Source organism: Desertivirga xinjiangensis, from assembly GCF_024436435.1.
Classification (GTDB): Bacteria; Bacteroidota; Bacteroidia; order Sphingobacteriales; family Sphingobacteriaceae; genus Desertivirga; species Desertivirga xinjiangensis.
Genome location: NZ_JAFMZP010000001.1, coordinates 872,503 through 888,257, shown reverse-complemented (window position 1 = coordinate 888,257; position 15,755 = coordinate 872,503). Strand labels below are relative to the sequence as shown.

Below are 15,755 nucleotides of genomic sequence, written 5' to 3'. Positions count from 1 at the left end.
CCAACTGTCTGCAATATTTCTTATCTTTAAAGCAAGAGATTAAGCCAATAGGATATGAGAACAATATTAGTCGCAACAGATTATTCTGAAAGTGCTGAAACAGCGTTAAAATACGTGGCATTTATAGCACGTTTCACAAAAGCCAAAATTGTACTTTTTAACAATTATAATTTTAATATTCATGCTCTAAACGGTCGGATCAGTGCTTCCGCCATGGACACACTTGTTAAAGAAAACCGGCATCGTCTGGAAAAGTATGCCGAAAAGTTATCGGAAAAATATGGAACTCCACTGAGTACCTGTACCCTTACCTCCATGACCGAGGAATCGCTGGAAGAACTAGCTAAAAAGTTAAACGCAGGGATGATCGTTATGGGCATGAAAGAGAATGCAGACTGGCCCCATGTACACAGCAACACATCAGCCACCATTATAAGCAATGTTTGCCTGCCGGTCTTAATCGTCCCTGAAGGCGTAGAAATAAAGCTGCCGGAAAGGGTTTTATATGCCTGCGATTACCATTCGGTGCCGAAAGAAGATCATTTAACAGAGTTAAAAGAAATAGCCACCACCTTCGGATCTGAACTGCAGGTATTTCATGTATGGAAATCACCGGCACTGGCTGCAGCAGGTGCCGAACTTAAAAAAGCTGTATTAAGTCAGCTGGAAGATTCGATTGGTACTTTAAATCATACCTACCGGGATGTGGATGCCAAAGATATCATTACGGGCTTAAAAGAGGGCATAAGGGAGTTTAAGGCCGATATACTGGTGATGTCGCCGCACAAATACTCTTTCTGGAGTTCGCTGTTCCACAAAAGCAAAACCCGGGAGATGGTGTTTAAAAGTGCTATTCCCCTGCTTTCTATTCCTTCTTAAGTGGAGCATTGGTGATGCTCCACAATTTCAGCAAGGAGCCGCAAAACTGGTTGTCAGTACTGCTATAAAAGAAGATGCTACGCTTAACAGCCTGTTGTCAGCCGGGCCGGAAATTCATCTGGATAATTCAGATCTGAAAATTACCTCCAGAGCTATGGATACAATTGGCTGGAGGTAAAATAAACTTGTCTATCTGGCAGTCTTTTTTCTTAAGAACAAAAAGAAACTCAATTAGCTATCTGGTTACCTATCAGATAGCTAACAGCGTATCAGCTTTCCTGGAACCTATCTATAAGCTCTATAATATTTTTAACCTGCAATTTTTCGAACAAGCGTTTTTTATAAGTGCTGACGGTTGACATTTGAAGATTTAGAGCTGCAGCAATTTCGATGGTTCCGCGGCCATTAATTAGATGCCTGGCAACATCCAGTTCGCGATTGGAGAGGGTATCTATTCTCCTGCCGGGATTATCCCTGCTAATTAAGGTGTTGATTGCATGTTCCTTTACTTGCTCACTCATAAAAGTTTTTCCGGCAAGAACAAGCTCAACAGCCCTTTGAATCTCGTTTATCGAGGTATCTTTGTGAACATAACCATCTGCCCCTGCCTGGATATATCTCATTGCATAATCTTCTTCAGGGTAACCGGAAAACATAAGAACTTTGATACCAGGCCATTTAACTTTAATCGCTTCAACCATTTTAATGTTATCGCCACCCGGAATGTTAATATCAAGAATCAACAGGTCAATATCCTCTGTTGATATAATTGCTTTTGCCTGATTTAATGTGCTCGCTTCAAAAAAAATCGCATCAGGCATAAATTCTTTGATAAGCCGGATGGTCCCGTAACGAATGATCAAATGATCGTCTGTTATAAGAATCCTCCTTGTTTTAGCACTCATGGGCAAATTTCCTAAACTCATTAGATTCTGGAAAGGTACAAAAAATGCATTGCCTTGAAACGTTCTTCAACATCTTCTGATTAGCAGAATAAAGGCAGGGCACTACGAAATATACTTTACGATCTTTTGGAAGAGCTCTTCTTCTGAAAAAGGCTTCACCACATAATCATTCATGCCAGCTGAAAGGTATTGATCGTGGTCTTTTTTCATGGCGTGTGCCGTTATTGCAAGAATAGGTATTCCCGACCTGGTTTTATCCCCATGTCTTCTTATTTTTTCAGTTAAACGGATGCCGTCCAGTTCCGGCATGTTAATATCGCTTAGAATAATATCATACCTGTTGTCCTTGAACATTTCAAAAGCCTTATTCCCATTTTCGGCAATATCCAAATCAACCTTCCATTTTTTGAAGATCATCTTGCAAAGCATAACATTCATTTTATCATCCTCGGCGATCAGGATTCGTTTTGATGAGAGAAGCGAAAGGTCCTGATCCATCCTAACCTCTTTGACCTCAGGCTCTGTAACTATCTCTGAAATCCGGAAAGGTATTTTAACGCTAAAAACAGAGCCCTTACCTACCTCACTCGAGACACTGATGGTTCCATTTTGAGCTTCCACAATTTTTTTGCAAATAGGCAGACCTAATCCAGTTCCATTTTGCTTATTGGAGTCTCCTGGAACCTGTGTAAATTCTTCGAATATTCCTTTTAAGTACTGCTTCGCGATTCCTTTTCCTGTATCAATCACTTCAAACTCTAATATTTCCCCTTTACTAAGACGAGCGTTTAAGGTAACAGAACCTTTGGCTGTAAACTTTATTGCATTATTAACCAGGTTTATCAGCACCTGCTTGAGGCGGTGCTCATCGCCCGATACAACCAGATTCTCCTTAAAATCGAGCTGATAATCCAACCTTATACTTTTCTTTTCAGCAAGTATCTTTAAAGAAGAAACAACGCTCTCGAAGGTAGCAGAAAGCATAAAGTCGGCATTTTCCAAAACCAGCTTCCCTGTTTCCAGCTTTGAAAGGTCCAGAATATCATTAACTACGGTTAACAGAACCTCCGAAGAGTTCCGGATGGCTGCAACCTGTTGTTTTTGTTCGATGGTCAGAAAAGTTCTATCCAGTTGTTCTGAAAATCCCAGGATAGAATTCAATGGCGTTCGTATCTCGTGGCTCATATGAGCTAAAAAATCTCCCTTCAGGTGAGTTTGCCGTATTGCAGCATTTTTTGCTTCAACCAACTCTTTATCATGCTGATAAAGACGCCAGACGTTGAATAAAATTATAGATGCCAGTATAAAACCGATAGCAATCATCCACTCGGTAATATCTGTCAGCTCTTGAAGAGTTCTGTCGGCCCGTACATTTAGCAGTTCGATCCTGGCTTCTTCAGTTATCTGTTGTGATTTCTTCAATTCCCTGAGGATAGATGATAACCTGGATATCAGCTCCGTATTGCTTGACAACAAATTAAGCTCTTTGTTTCTAAGATCGCGGTTATTTACCGCAAGACGTTCTACTGATTTCCTCAACAGCTTATTCAATGCTCTTTGTGTCGCGCGAAGCTGAAGCTCATAATTATGTGTTTCTGTGACATTGATAATCTTTGTCTCACCCGTATTTTTATTTGCTATGGCGTCTGCAACTCTTTTGAAAACACCTTTTTTCTTTTTTTCTTCGGCAGGAAAAACGCTGCGGCTTTGCTTCACAAACTGCCGGGCATCTTTTAAACTATATGGAGTATACCCAACGCTTTTAGTGCTCGCTGTATCATTTAAAGCCACTGTCGCCAGGATCAATGAGTCATTTATGTTTTTAAGCCGGGCGAAGATCTCCGTCCGTGCCCTTTTCTCAGCCAGAAGTTTGCCCAATGAGTTCAAGTCGTCATGATCCGGAGAAGAACTCTTATCCTCTTTCTCCAGTACCTCAAATGCGGCTTTGAGTTCGTCTAGTCCCGACACATACGCTGACTTATACCGTTCTTCACTGGTAGTGGTATACAGCCTGAGAAAATTTTCAACGGTATAAAGCTTCTCGATACTAGCGTCGGTCAGATCGATTAAATGGCTCTTCCTCCCTAAGTTATCGGTGATCTTCTCAAGATCTTCAGACACCCCTTTTTTCCTGATCGCCAGCAATGAGAGAATAAGGATCGCAAATGTAAAAACGGCAATTAAAATAAGGCGATATCCGGCCTTCCAACTTTGTTTTCTTTTCACAATAGACACCCATCTGGGGAATTATGTTGCGGCTCAAAGGTAAATCATAATTACAAGGCGGTTTGTAATGAGACTTCTAATTACTTGTAGTAACAATTCTACAAGAATCTGGTTAATCTTAACATGCATCAATTTAAGAAGCTGGTACCGGTAGTAAATTTGTTTAAATGAAACACGAAGAAATTGAACTGATCAATAACGAAAATATCCATAATTTTGAGTTGTGGATTGATGGGAGTCGTGCCTTTATCGACTACAAAAAACGCGATAACACCGTGTATATCTTACATACCGAAGTTCCAGAAGAACTGGAAGGCCGTGGTGTTGCAGCTGCAATGGTTGAAAAAGCCCTTCGATTTCTAGACACACATGGGTTAAGGCTTGTCCCTCTTTGTTCTTATACACAAACTTTCCTTAAGCGCCACCCGGAGTGGAATCACCTTACGGAAGATAGGAAGGGCTAAAAAATACTTCATAAGGCACACGCAGCACTTAAGGCTGCCCTTAGTCTGTAGCCGGGGCTTAAGCGCGCCAGGGACTAAGGGTTATCCCATAAAAAAGAGTCTCCGACTCCTCAGGCGTTTTGTATAGCGCTTTAACGGAGTCAGAGACTGCTATTTATTTCTGAATCCAGAGACCCTGCGGAACTCTCTGGACAGACAAAAGTTTAAATAACGACATTGGGCGCTGGCGCACGCGTGCAGCGTGTGTCCTGGTGTCTACTCATACCGCAACGCCTCAATAGGATCCAGCCTTGAAGCTTTTTGTGCAGGATAATATCCAAAAAAAACTCCTGTTAAAGCACAAACCAGGAAGGATATAACAATCGAAGGTTCAGAAATAACGGTTGGCCAGTTCAATATTCCCGACACCAGCACAGAAGCCGATACACCAATAATAACACCTATCACCCCACCCGTAATACTGATCAAAATAGCTTCTATTAAAAACTGCATCAATATATCAACAGGCCTGGCTCCGATCGACATCCGCAGCCCTATTTCTCTGGTCCTTTCGGTCACCGATACATACATGATATTCATGATTCCTATGCCACCTATCACCAGGGAAATACTGGCCACAGAGGTAAGTAAGGCCGTCAGCATGCCCATGGTAGTATTGAGCGTATTGATCAGTTCAGCCTGGGTTCGTACAGAGAAGTCATTTTCTTCGGTTGCTCTTAGCCGGTGCGTTTCCCGCAGGATACGTGTGATCTCTTCTGAGGCTGCTTCAGATGCTGCTTCACTTATTGCAGATGTAAAAATGCTTTGAAAGTAGGTACTTGCAAGCACCCGGTTTTGCACCGTGGTGTAGGGAGCAATAATGATATCGTCCTGATCCTGGCCGAAACCACTTTGACCCTTTGATGCCAGAACCCCTATAACCTGAAATGGGATCTTATTAAAGCGAATGATCTGCCCCACCGGATTTTCGCCGTTGGGAAACAAGTTGTCTATGACCGTTTTTCCGAGCAAGCAGACTTTAGCAGAAGAACGAACATCAGATTCATCAAAACTGATTCCTTCACTTACTTCCAGCTTCCTAATGTCCAGATACTCCGGACTGGCTCCCTGTATACTTGTCGACCAGTTTAGCGCGCCTTTAATCACCTGTCCGCTTGCCGATACCATTGGCGAGACGGCAGTAAGGTTAGTTGCCTGATTCCGAAGCGCTATCACATCATTTACAGTGAGGCTCTGAATACTGCTGCCCGACATACGTACACCGGGCGAATTGCTTGAAGGAGATATGGTGATCATATTTGAACCCATACTGGTCAGGTTAGACTCTATACTCCGCCTGGATCCCTCTCCTATTGACATCATCGTAATTACAGCGGCCACACCGATAATAATTCCCAGCATGGTAAGAAAGGCCCGAAGCTTATTTCTTTGCAGTGCCTTTACAGCAATCCTTAACAAATTAAGTGCGTTCATGAGATGTCGTTAATAATCTTCCGTTACCGGTAATGAGTTAAGCGCTTCCCTGGCCGATTGCAAATTCTCATTAGGAGTATCCTTCTGCACTTTTCCATCGCGAAGCATAATGGTCCGGCTGCTAAAAGAAGCAATATCCGGTTCATGGGTAACAAACACAATAGTCTTTTTCTGCACCTGGTTTAGCTCCTGCATCAGCGACATGATCTCGTAGGAGGTGCGGGTGTCCAGGTTGCCAGTAGCCTCATCGGCAAGGATCATTACCGGTTCGTTCACTAATGCCCTGGCGATTGCAACACGCTGCTGCTGTCCGCCCGAAAGCTGATTAGGGGTATGATCAAACCTGTCGGCGAGCTTCACCGCTTCCAGCGCCTGAATCGCCCTCTCCCGCCGTTCCTTCGTATTTATCGAAGGATTATACAACAAAGGCAGTTCTACATTCTCCAGCGCAGAAGTCCGGGGCAGCAAGTTATAAGCCTGAAAGACAAAGCCGATCTTTGTATTTCTGAACTGTGCAAGCTGGTTACGGTTCAGACTCTTCAAATCTACCCCGTCTAGCAGATAGGTTCCTGAACTCGGTTTATCCAAACAGCCCAGGACATTTAAAAGCGTACTTTTTCCCGAGCCGCTGGTACCCATGATCGTTATAAACTCCCCGGTTCCTACGTCAAACGACACACCCTTTAACGCGCGGACTATCTCAGATCCGACTTTAAATTCCCGTTTCAGGTCATGTATCTCTAAGATCTTGCTCATCGCCTTCCTCCTCCCCGTTTAGGAACAAAAGGACTTGATTGCTGGCCAGCTTCCTCTCCCGCAGCAGGAGCAATACCGGTAACAACCAATTCATTCGCAGACAAACCACTCAGTACCTGAACCTGTGTGTTATTATTCAATCCGGTTTCGATCTTTTTTTGCTTCAGCACCTTGCCTTCTAACACCCATACATAATTTGCGTCCTTAACGGCTCCTTCGCTTCCCGGTGCAGATGAAACATTGGTCTTTGCATTTCTTGGTAATGGTGTGATCGTATACTCTTTGGCCATACTCGAATCCGGCCGGAACTGCAGCGCCCTGGTAGACACCAGCAACACATTATTCGCTTCCTTAGTATAGATCGTAATGTTGGCGGTCATTCCCGGTTTGAGTTTCAACTCTTTATTTGGTGCATTAATAATGGTGGTATAGGTGACCACATTCGAGGTGCGGTTTGGTCTTAAGCGAATTTCCTGTACCGTTCCCTTAAACACATCGTTTAAAAAAGCGTCGACCGTAAAAGTAGCCCGTTGTCCATCGTCCACACTGCCAATATCGGCTTCGTCTACCGCTGCCTGAACCTGCATCCGGGTGATATCCCGTGCTATGACAAAAAGAGTAGGAGTGCTGAAACTAGCCGCAACAGTCTGGCCTACATTTACTGAGCGGTTTAACACCACCCCGTTAACCGGAGAATAGATGTTTGTAAAAGCAATGTTCTGCACCGCTGATCTGAGCTGTGCCTCTATATTCTTTACGCCTGCTGCGGCCGAGCGGTAATTATTTAATGCAAGTTCATACTCCGCACGACTGATGGATCCGGTTTCCAGCAGTTGCTTTTGCCTGTTGAAATTACTCAACTGGTAACTAAGATTACTCTTTGCTTCTGAAAGCGCCGCCCTGGTCTGATCAACCGTGGCTTGTAATAATGATTTATCAAGAACTGCCAGTAGCTGACCTTTTTTCACCGTTGAATTGAAGTCAGCATAAATAGCCTCTATAGTTCCCGAAACGCGAGTACCGACAGATGTGGTATCCACGGGCTGAACCGTACCGGTTGCAGTTACACTTTCAGTGATATTACCCCTTTGAGCTTTTTCAGTTTGAAGCACTAAAGGCTGTTCTTTCTTTCTGAAAAACAGGTACCAGATGAGCACAAGTCCAACAAGCACTCCCAGTATCCATGTTAATCTTCTTTTAGTCATAATTATAATGTTATAGGAATGCCTGAATAAAAATTATAAATGCTCACCGATAGGGCGGCATTATATTTAGCTTGTATATAGTTTTGCAAGGCCTGAACATATAAGTTGCGCTGTTGGTAAAAGGTAAAAATATTGGCCGCTCCCAGGCGTAATTCTTCATTGGATATCCGGAATACTTCCTGATTGTACCTAAACTGCTCCCGTGCGGCATTGTACTGTCCCTGAGCATTCAGCGCATTGATATATGCCTGTTCCACTTCCTGAGAAAGTGTTATACTCGCATTGCGGCGGTCAAGCTCGGCCTGTTCAATATTGATCTTTGCGAGCTCTACATTAGTTTTGTTGGTCCGGTTGGCGAATATAGGGATAGAAAGTGTTATGCCCGCCTGCTGATAAAAGTTCCGGCCGAACTGACCGGTATTTGAGCTAAACGCATTATTGTTGATAATCACTGTATTGTTCCCCCCCGTGGTGGTTCCAAGGCTGCCAGACGCACTTAGAGTAGGCAGGTACCCGGCTCTGGCTTTTGTAAGGTCAAGTTCCGCTATCTGTACATTCAGGTCACTGTTCCTTATCTCCGGCCGGTTTTGTAAAGCGTATTGCTGTACCTCTTGTAAAGGGGTAATGACAAGCTCCGACAACACTGTATCCGGCTCAACGATATCAAAATTAGTACCTGCTGGCAGTTGCAAAAGGGTTCTGAGATTAAGCAGGTCCTGCCTTTCTGCATTCTGCGAGGTAACCAGGGTATATTGGTCGTTTGCCAGCTGAGCCTCAAACTGAACTACATCCCTTCGGGCGATGCTGCCGGCTGCGTATTGTCGCCGTGCCTGTTCAAGCTGAGATTTAGAGGTTTTCACAAGATCTTCGGCATAAATTATACTTTCTTTGTCAAGCAAGATATTCAGGTATGCCGAGGTGATCTGCAAAGTGATATTGTTATCTTCCTCAAGAACCCTCAGGTTAGCGGATTGCACAGCCAGATCCTTTTGGCGAATATCTGAGCGTAAGTAGCCGCCTCTGTAAAGCGTCCAGCCAGAATTTAAGTTATAAGCTCCGGTAATGGTGTTACCCTGGTTTCTCCTGTGATTCAGATTTTGTGATCCTGAGGCAAAAAGGTCTGGAAGTAATGCTGACCGCGACAAAAGCAGTTGCTGATTTGCAGAACGTTCTGTTAGCCTGAGAGTGTTGATCTGTATATTATTCCGCCGGGCATATTCGAGCGATTGTTGCAGGTTCCACACTGCTTTAGTACCAGTGAGTGCTGCTGTATCCTGTTTGGATTGTGCCGTAATCATCAAAGGTGTGGTAAGCATCAAATGCACTATAAAACCAATGGATAAAATTCTTAGTCTTCCTGAGAACATAAAACTTAGCGGGCTGTATGATGTCTATTGACCATGTTGGTAAAGATTTGCTACAACTATAGACCTAAATAAGCAAATAGGTCCTTCATTTGTTTAGATGAATCTGACTGCAGGTGAAGAGTTAGCTTCTTTTTTTCTTTTACTTACAACTCGCAACTTATAACCTAAATGAATACCTTTGCACCTGCTTTTGGTTCCTTTCCTGTTTCATCAGGAAAGGATTAAAAGGGAATCCGGTGTAAATCCGGAACTGTCCCGCAGCTGTAAGCTCCATAACCAAAGCCCATTCTTAAAGCCACTGTCCTGCTAAAACCAGGATGGGAAGGCAGGGCAAAGGGGAGCAAGTCAGAAGACCTGCCATCGCAACATAAATTCATAGCTTTCGGGGATTGAAGCTGGAATGAGGATACCTTTCTGTGTATTTCCATTTGTGGTACTATGCCCTGTTTGCTGTAAATCAGCGAAATAACAATGACATTTTTGTTCAGGGATCCTGGTATCTATCTAAAGAAAATATTCTGGCTTTTCATAGTCATGGCTGTACCTGTACTGGTATCTGCTCAAGATTCCGATGATAAGTTCAAAATACCCCTTAATGATTCGATTAAAGCTCATAAGCTAAAGGAAGTTGAAGTAAAAAGCCATAGGATAAGCTCAACGAATAAATCACCAGTACCTGTTCAGGTACTAAGCGGAGGAGAGCTTAAGAGAACCAGCAGTCTTTCCGTAGCAGACGCCATGAGATACCTGTCTGGTGTTCAGTTAAAGGATTATGGAGGGATAGGCGGCCTAAAAACCATCAACGTGCGAAGCATGGGAACCAACCATACCTCCGTATTTTACGATGGCTTGCAGCTCGGCAATGCACAGAACGGCCAAATAGATCTTGGTAAGTTTTCACTGGACAATATTGAGGAGATAACCTTATATAACGGCCAAAGAACGGATCTTCTTCAACCGGCAACTGGTGTTGCCTCCTCAGCCTCTGTATATCTTAAGACTTTGAGTCCCCGATTCAAGACAGGAACTAAATTGAATGCCGGCTTAAACCTGAAAGCAGGCTCATTTGGCCTGATCAATCCCTCTGCCCTGCTGCAATATAAGATCAGTGATCAGATCTACGGCAGCCTTAACACTTCCCTTACAAACGCAAACGGCAAATACAAATTCCGCTATACCAATGGAACATACGATACTAGTGCCATACGAAGTAATGGTGATGTCCTCTCCAACAGGATCGAAGCGGCACTTTATGGCAAACTGTCAGATGAAGGCACATGGAATATCAAATTCTACAATTACCAATCTGAGCGTGGTCTGCCAGGAGCAACGGTTGGCAACCGCTTTGATTATAAATACCGGATATGGGATAAGAACTTCTTTATTCAATCATCTGTAAGACACAACGTTAACAAAAAATACAGCATTCTCATCAATTCAAAATATGCTAACGACCGGTTACGCTATCTCGATCCGGAGATAACCAATCTTAATGGCTTATTGGAAAACGAATATCATGAGCAGGAACTATACTTCTCTATGGCTAACTCCTATTACTTAACATCTTTTTGGCAAATAGCTATTTCCACTGACTACAGGTACAATACTATGGATGCCAATCTTTACCGCTTTCCTCACCCGAAAAGGCACACGGTTTTAGCTGCCCTGGCAACCCAACTCAAAATCAAAAAATTAGATCTTCAACTTAACGTGCTAAGCACCAGCCTGAGCGATCAGGTTCAGGAAGGCGCAGCTCCAGGGAGCAAACAAGAATTCAACCCCACTTTTATGGCTTCCTGGCAGCCATTCTCTTCAGATCAATTGAGGCTCAGGGGCTTTTACAAGTCCATGTTCAGGACGCCCACCTTTAACGACCTGTACTTTACACAAATCGGCAACAGGTTCCTTAAACCCGAATACACCAGGCAATATGACCTGGGGATCACCTTTTCTAAGACTTATGACGACATCCTGCTTTCTGCAATTAGCCTGCAGGCCGATGCCTACTATAACGAAGTAAAAAACAAGATCATCGCCCAGCCGGGCAATAATATCGCGATTTGGAGTATGAGAAACCTGGGTCTTGTTCATATAAAAGGCCTGGACCTTAACATAAAATCATCATGGGAGCTTTCCAAGGAAGTTTCTATAAGTGCATCAATGGTTTATACCTATCAAAAGGCAACAGATGCGAATCCTGCTCCAAATGAAAATTACGGCGATCAGATCCCCTATATCCCGGTTCACAGCGGTTCTTTACTTGCCGGTGCAGATTACCGGCGTATTGGCTTAAACTACAGCTTCATTTACACCGGCGAACGATACAATCAAGCTGCCAACAACATATACAATTATATGCAGCCCTGGTATACTCATGACCTCAGTGCATTCTATAAAACAACACTGAACGGCAATGAACTAAAATTAAATGCTGAGATCAATAACCTGCTCAACCAGCACTATGATGTCATTGCAAATTTTCCGATGCCGGGCCGCAATTATCGATTAACCCTTAGCTATAAATTATGAAGAATCTCAAATCCACTGTATCGGTTTTTCTAATCTCCTCTACCCTGCTATGTTCTGTTTTTTCTTGCAGAAAAGATCCTGCAGTTATACCAGAGCAGGAAGAAACAGTCCCCCCAAACGGGCAAAGCACAGAAGTCAGGGGCTTCTACCTTCTGAATGAAGGGAATTTGAACATGAACAAAGCCTCCTTAGACTACTTTGATTTTAATAGCGGAATTTATCGCCGGAATATTTACAATGAAACTAACCCGGAAATTACCAAAGGCCTCGGAGATGTGGGCAATGATATCGGCATATATGGATCAAAGCTTTATGTAGTTGTAAATGTATCCAACAAGGTCGAAGTGCTGGACGCTAAAAGCGGTAAAAGGATCAGACAGATAGATATCGCCAATTGCCGCTATATTACCTTCCACAAAGGCAGAGCCTACGTAAGTGCCTACCTGGGAGTAGTAGGAGATCCTAAAGCTCCGGCAGGTAAGGTATCAGAAGTGGATACGGCGGCCCTTCAAATCACCAGGGAGGTAACTGTCGGCCGGCAGCCAGAAGAAATGGCTGTGGTGGCCGACAAGCTATATGTGGCTAACTCCGGAGGCTACAGCCCACCAGATTATGAAAGCACTATATCAGTAATAGATCTCTCCTCTTTTACAGAATTAAAGCGAATCGAAGTTGCTATTAACTTACACCGCCTTAAAAAGGACAAGTACGGCGATCTGTATGTATCGTCTCGCGGCGACTATTTCGACATCCCTTCCAGACTATTCGTTATCGATACAAAAGACGACAGAGTTAAAAAAGTGTTCAACACAGCAGTGAGTAATTTCTGTATTGATCAGGATACTGCTTACCTCTACAGCACGGAATTCAGTTACCAGACCGGCGAGAACGAGGTCAGCTATAAAATGATCAATGTCAAAGACGAAACAATGCTGGATGGCCGCTTTATTACTGACGGAACAGAGTACCATATCAAAACCCCTCAGGGCATCGTTGTTCACCCTGTAACTAAAGATGTTTTTATAACCGATGCCAAAGACTATGTCAGCCCCGGCACCCTTTACTGCTTCAGCAAAGAAGGAAAGAAGAAATGGCAGGTAACTACCGGTGACATACCCGCCCACATAGCTTTCCATTACTACTAAAACTACTAAGCCATTAAATTTTAGTCATATATAAATAATTAACTCGAACATGATGAATATCAAGTATCACTATCTCCTCCTTATTACCGCCCTTTCGTTATTTTCTTGCGGTAAAGAAAATGAAACTGCTGAATTACCACCGCAGGTAAGCTTATCACTGGAAACTGATCAGTTAACACTTAGCCCTGGCGAAATTTTCAAGATCACCGCTTCCGTGTCGGATAGCCAATATAAGAGCGAATGGTTACTTAATAACGAGCTTGTAAGCACTGCCAATGAATACAATTTTACTGCCGGGGATGAAGGTGTGTATAGCCTGAAATACAAGGCTATAAATGATGCCGGTGAGTTTTCAAAAACATATACCATTACGGTTGTTTTTAGTCCCGGCAGGCCGGTAAGTCCGGAAAGCAATGCCTATGTAACCAGTCTTGTGGTATACAAACCTGCACCTGGCCAGTTTATCAACAAAGCTCCGGGAAATCTGGAAAGCGCTAACAGCATCGTAGGTAAAAAGGGAACAGTCTCCCTGGGTGCATATGGCGGATACATCGTTCTGGGCTTTGACCACACTGTGCTCGATGTGGCAGACAAAGAAGATATCATAGTTTACGGCAACGGATCGAGTTCCTCGGCAGAGCCCGGGATTGTATACGTGATGCGTGATGACAATAAAAATGGCCTTGCGGATGACACCTGGTATGAATTAAGCGGAAGCGCATACAACTCTCCCGGTTACGAAAGAAACTATTCGGTTACTTACACCAGGCCTAATCCGGCGACAGCAGATATTCCCTGGAGAGACAGCAAAGGAAATACGGGGGTTGTAAAAACCAATAATTTTCATAAACAGGCCTATTACCCGGAGTGGATCGCAGAAAATGAATATACCCTTACTGGTTCTTTGCTGCCCTCAAGCAATATTGATATGAGCAATCCTAATTTTATAAAAAGCGCACCATTTGAGTTTGGTTATGCAGATAACATAGCAGGATCCGATAAGCTGGACATCAAAAATGCGATAAATGCAGAAGGAAAGACTGTAAAACTCTACGGTATAGACTTCATAAAGATCCAGACTGGCATTCAGGCTAGCCTGGGCTGGTTAGGAGAATTGTCAACAGAAGTTACAGGTGTGGCTGATTTGAGCCTGGTAAAATAGTTTATGAAGAGATGATCAATACGTCAGGCACACGCGTGCCGCGTGTGCCTGACGTATTGATTTACAGAAAGAAACTACTTCCCGCCAATTTCCGCTTTAATGATCTTGAGATATCACCTGGGCGGTAAGTACTTACTCTTTGAAAAGCCGGGTTGGTCCTGATGCGTGAACGAACTTTCATTTTCATGAAAACCACCACTTTTTCTTTTTGCACTTCCCCTTTTTCTTTTACATCTTGTAATAAGCGAAGTGAAAACAAGGCGAGCAAACCACCGATCACAAAGAAAAAATTAAGTCCTTCAAGGTTCAGGAGATGAATAACCGTAACACCTTCTGCACCCTGCCAGGCTAAGTTCCACTCCAACTGGTGACTAGAGAAAAAGTCTGCCATCAATCCTCCTGCCAGAGGGGCTATTGCACCGCTGAAAGAAACGATGATATTTTTTATCGAAAGATAGGTCATCGCATCCTCTTTGGGAGCCAGTTTTAATCCGATATTGCCGATGGCCAGGTTAATCCCTGCGGTCGAAATTCCACTTAAGATATTAATACCAACCAGCAGTGCTATGCTGGAATATTTATCAGAGGGAAGCGCTGTAAATCCCATAGCTATAATACAGGCGCAATATACAGGAGCGCAGATCCTGATTATGGTCTTGTTACTATAACGGTCGGTGAACTTCCCCCAGGTTTTAATAGAAGCGATACTGCTCAACTGGCCAATGATGGTAAAAGCCATCACATAAGATAAAGGCAGACCAATCGTCTTCATCATGTATACCGCAAAGAATGGCACTGCAAGATCAAGGGCAAAGGTCCAGAAAGAATTAAAGGTAATAAGCTTACGGAAATTTTTGTCCTTTAAAGGCTTACGAAATGACTTAAGAACGTGTACCTTCTCCAGTTCCGCCTGTGGTTCCGCAGCTCTTGAAAGCAGGTAAACCCCAAGCATCCCGACTGCTGCCCCCAAAAGGAACATTACAAAATAGGCCGTTTCTACATTTTGAGGATAATGTGATTTCATGAAGTCGATGAAAAAGGCAACCAGTAAACTGGTACTCACACTAAGTATCTGCATAAGCTTTGTCCGGTAGGAAAAGTATTGCCCCAGCATCTTCTCCGGCACAAGGTCTTTCATCCAGGAGTTCCAGCTTGCAGATGCAAGTGAACCAAAGAAATAATGAATGGTAAGCAAACCAATAAGGATATTTACGTTGACGCTTTTTCCAAATAGAAAAGGGAGGAATCCTACTACCAATAAAGCAACCCTTGCTACAATCGAAGTGTACACCGCTATAGCCCTCCGGTTATTGTACTTTTGAACCAACCAGATAGATAAGAGTTGAAAAACGTTCGTAAAGATGGGTAAGGAAGCGAGTAGACCTATCTGGAAATTACTGGCGCCCATAAATACAGCCATTGAAACCAGGAAAGTCCCTCCTGTCAAATTAACCATCACCTCTCCAGCAAGGCTCTCTTTTACAATATATCGAAGCCCGCTTTGGGTTTGTGCTTCTGTAAGTTTTGTCGTTGGTGATAAAAATTTCATAGATACTCTGTTTTCAGCAGATGAGCGTTGTCTTTACTTTTCGAGAATTTTTACGCCCTGGTATCAACGATGTTACAATTTTTTATAACTATATC

At 43.4% G+C, this 15,755-nt stretch carries 13 protein-coding genes and 1 riboswitch; of the genes, 6 read left to right on the top strand and 7 right to left on the bottom strand.

The genetic code is table 11. The annotated features are described in order from the left end of the window. Positions 1 to 54 precede the first annotated feature (54 nt). Together J3P37_RS03690 and J3P37_RS03685 are read left to right on the top strand one after the other, a co-directional pair. Positions 55 to 879: a universal stress protein gene (locus J3P37_RS03690; protein ID WP_256009652.1), complete on the top strand. Its 825-nt coding sequence runs from the start codon at positions 55 to 57 to the stop codon at positions 877 to 879. Further along, the gene (locus J3P37_RS03685; RefSeq protein WP_256009651.1) at positions 848 to 1,057 is read left to right on the top strand and encodes a hypothetical protein; all 210 of its coding nucleotides are present in this window, start codon (positions 848 to 850) and stop codon (positions 1,055 to 1,057) included. The genes J3P37_RS03690 and J3P37_RS03685 overlap by 32 nt, the downstream gene beginning before the upstream one ends. Positions 1,058 to 1,148: 91 nt before the next feature. Here the strand turns inward: J3P37_RS03685 and J3P37_RS03680 are convergent, their stop codons facing one another. Both J3P37_RS03680 and J3P37_RS23040 read right to left on the bottom strand, forming a co-directional pair. After that, positions 1,149 to 1,784 (bottom strand): response regulator transcription factor, encoded by a 636-nt coding sequence (locus J3P37_RS03680; RefSeq protein ID WP_256009650.1) that lies wholly within the window; start codon positions 1,782 to 1,784, stop codon positions 1,149 to 1,151. Between the two features lie 102 nt (positions 1,785 to 1,886). Beyond that, a complete protein-coding gene (locus J3P37_RS23040; RefSeq protein WP_256009649.1) occupies positions 1,887 to 4,010 on the bottom strand; it encodes a response regulator in 2,124 nt (707 codons plus the stop codon). Between the two features lie 167 nt (positions 4,011 to 4,177). Here J3P37_RS23040 and J3P37_RS03670 point away from each other — a divergent pair, with 167 nt between their 5' ends. Further along, complete coding sequence (locus tag J3P37_RS03670; protein WP_256009648.1) at positions 4,178 to 4,474, top strand: GNAT family N-acetyltransferase; 297 nt, start codon at positions 4,178 to 4,180, stop codon at positions 4,472 to 4,474. A 255-nt stretch (positions 4,475 to 4,729) separates the two neighbouring features. Here the strand turns inward: J3P37_RS03670 and J3P37_RS03665 are convergent, their stop codons facing one another. Genes J3P37_RS03665 through J3P37_RS03650 form a run of 4 tightly spaced genes read right to left on the bottom strand, consistent with a single transcriptional unit; the run spans position 4,730 to position 9,206 of the window. Next, positions 4,730 to 5,947 (bottom strand): ABC transporter permease, encoded by a 1,218-nt coding sequence (locus J3P37_RS03665; RefSeq protein WP_256009647.1) that lies wholly within the window; start codon positions 5,945 to 5,947, stop codon positions 4,730 to 4,732. A gap of 9 nt (positions 5,948 to 5,956) precedes the next feature. Beyond that, the gene (locus tag J3P37_RS03660; protein ID WP_305121103.1) at positions 5,957 to 6,703 is read right to left on the bottom strand and encodes an ABC transporter ATP-binding protein; all 747 of its coding nucleotides are present in this window, start codon (positions 6,701 to 6,703) and stop codon (positions 5,957 to 5,959) included. Further along, positions 6,700 to 7,908: an efflux RND transporter periplasmic adaptor subunit gene (locus J3P37_RS03655; protein ID WP_256009646.1), complete on the bottom strand. Its 1,209-nt coding sequence runs from the start codon at positions 7,906 to 7,908 to the stop codon at positions 6,700 to 6,702. Before J3P37_RS03655 ends, J3P37_RS03660 begins: the two co-directional genes overlap by 4 nt. A gap of 2 nt (positions 7,909 to 7,910) precedes the next feature. Next, positions 7,911 to 9,206: a TolC family protein gene (locus J3P37_RS03650; RefSeq protein ID WP_256009645.1), complete on the bottom strand. Its 1,296-nt coding sequence runs from the start codon at positions 9,204 to 9,206 to the stop codon at positions 7,911 to 7,913. Positions 9,207 to 9,449: 243 nt separating this feature from the next. After that, a riboswitch (cobalamin riboswitch) is annotated at positions 9,450 to 9,651 on the top strand. A gap of 95 nt (positions 9,652 to 9,746) precedes the next feature. Between J3P37_RS03650 and J3P37_RS03645 the strand changes: the two genes are divergently transcribed. The 3 genes from J3P37_RS03645 to J3P37_RS03635 are packed head-to-tail and all read left to right on the top strand — an operon-like array spanning position 9,747 to position 14,111. Then, the gene (locus J3P37_RS03645) at positions 9,747 to 11,804 is read left to right on the top strand and encodes a TonB-dependent receptor (RefSeq protein ID WP_256009644.1); all 2,058 of its coding nucleotides are present in this window, start codon (positions 9,747 to 9,749) and stop codon (positions 11,802 to 11,804) included. After that, a complete protein-coding gene (locus tag J3P37_RS03640; protein WP_256009643.1) occupies positions 11,801 to 12,949 on the top strand; it encodes a YncE family protein in 1,149 nt (382 codons plus the stop codon). The genes J3P37_RS03645 and J3P37_RS03640 overlap by 4 nt, the downstream gene beginning before the upstream one ends. A gap of 49 nt (positions 12,950 to 12,998) precedes the next feature. Beyond that, positions 12,999 to 14,111, top strand: a complete 1,113-nt coding sequence (locus J3P37_RS03635) for a PKD-like domain-containing protein (protein ID WP_256009642.1) — start codon at positions 12,999 to 13,001, stop codon at positions 14,109 to 14,111. Positions 14,112 to 14,172: 61 nt separating this feature from the next. On the opposite strand, the gene J3P37_RS03630 is transcribed toward J3P37_RS03635, so the two are convergent. Next, positions 14,173 to 15,660: an MFS transporter gene (locus J3P37_RS03630; RefSeq protein WP_256009641.1), complete on the bottom strand. Its 1,488-nt coding sequence runs from the start codon at positions 15,658 to 15,660 to the stop codon at positions 14,173 to 14,175. Positions 15,661 to 15,755 lie beyond the last annotated feature (95 nt).

Bases quoted from the DNA above. Each gene is read 5' to 3' on its own strand.
- J3P37_RS03690 (WP_256009652.1), top strand. From the start codon at position 55: ATGAGAACAATATTAGTCGCAACAGATTATTCTGAAAGTGCTGAAACA.
- J3P37_RS03680 (WP_256009650.1), bottom strand. From the start codon at position 1,784: ATGAGTGCTAAAACAAGGAGGATTCTTATAACAGACGATCATTTGATC.
- J3P37_RS03670 (WP_256009648.1), top strand. From the start codon at position 4,178: ATGAAACACGAAGAAATTGAACTGATCAATAACGAAAATATCCATAAT.
- J3P37_RS03665 (WP_256009647.1), bottom strand. From the start codon at position 5,947: ATGAACGCACTTAATTTGTTAAGGATTGCTGTAAAGGCACTGCAAAGA.
- J3P37_RS03660 (WP_305121103.1), bottom strand. From the start codon at position 6,703: ATGAGCAAGATCTTAGAGATACATGACCTGAAACGGGAATTTAAAGTC.
- J3P37_RS03655 (WP_256009646.1), bottom strand. From the start codon at position 7,908: ATGACTAAAAGAAGATTAACATGGATACTGGGAGTGCTTGTTGGACTT.
- J3P37_RS03650 (WP_256009645.1), bottom strand. From the start codon at position 9,206: ATGATTACGGCACAATCCAAACAGGATACAGCAGCACTCACTGGTACT.
- J3P37_RS03645 (WP_256009644.1), top strand. From the start codon at position 9,747: ATGACATTTTTGTTCAGGGATCCTGGTATCTATCTAAAGAAAATATTC.
- J3P37_RS03640 (WP_256009643.1), top strand. From the start codon at position 11,801: ATGAAGAATCTCAAATCCACTGTATCGGTTTTTCTAATCTCCTCTACC.
- J3P37_RS03635 (WP_256009642.1), top strand. From the start codon at position 12,999: ATGATGAATATCAAGTATCACTATCTCCTCCTTATTACCGCCCTTTCG.
- J3P37_RS03630 (WP_256009641.1), bottom strand. From the start codon at position 15,660: ATGAAATTTTTATCACCAACGACAAAACTTACAGAAGCACAAACCCAA.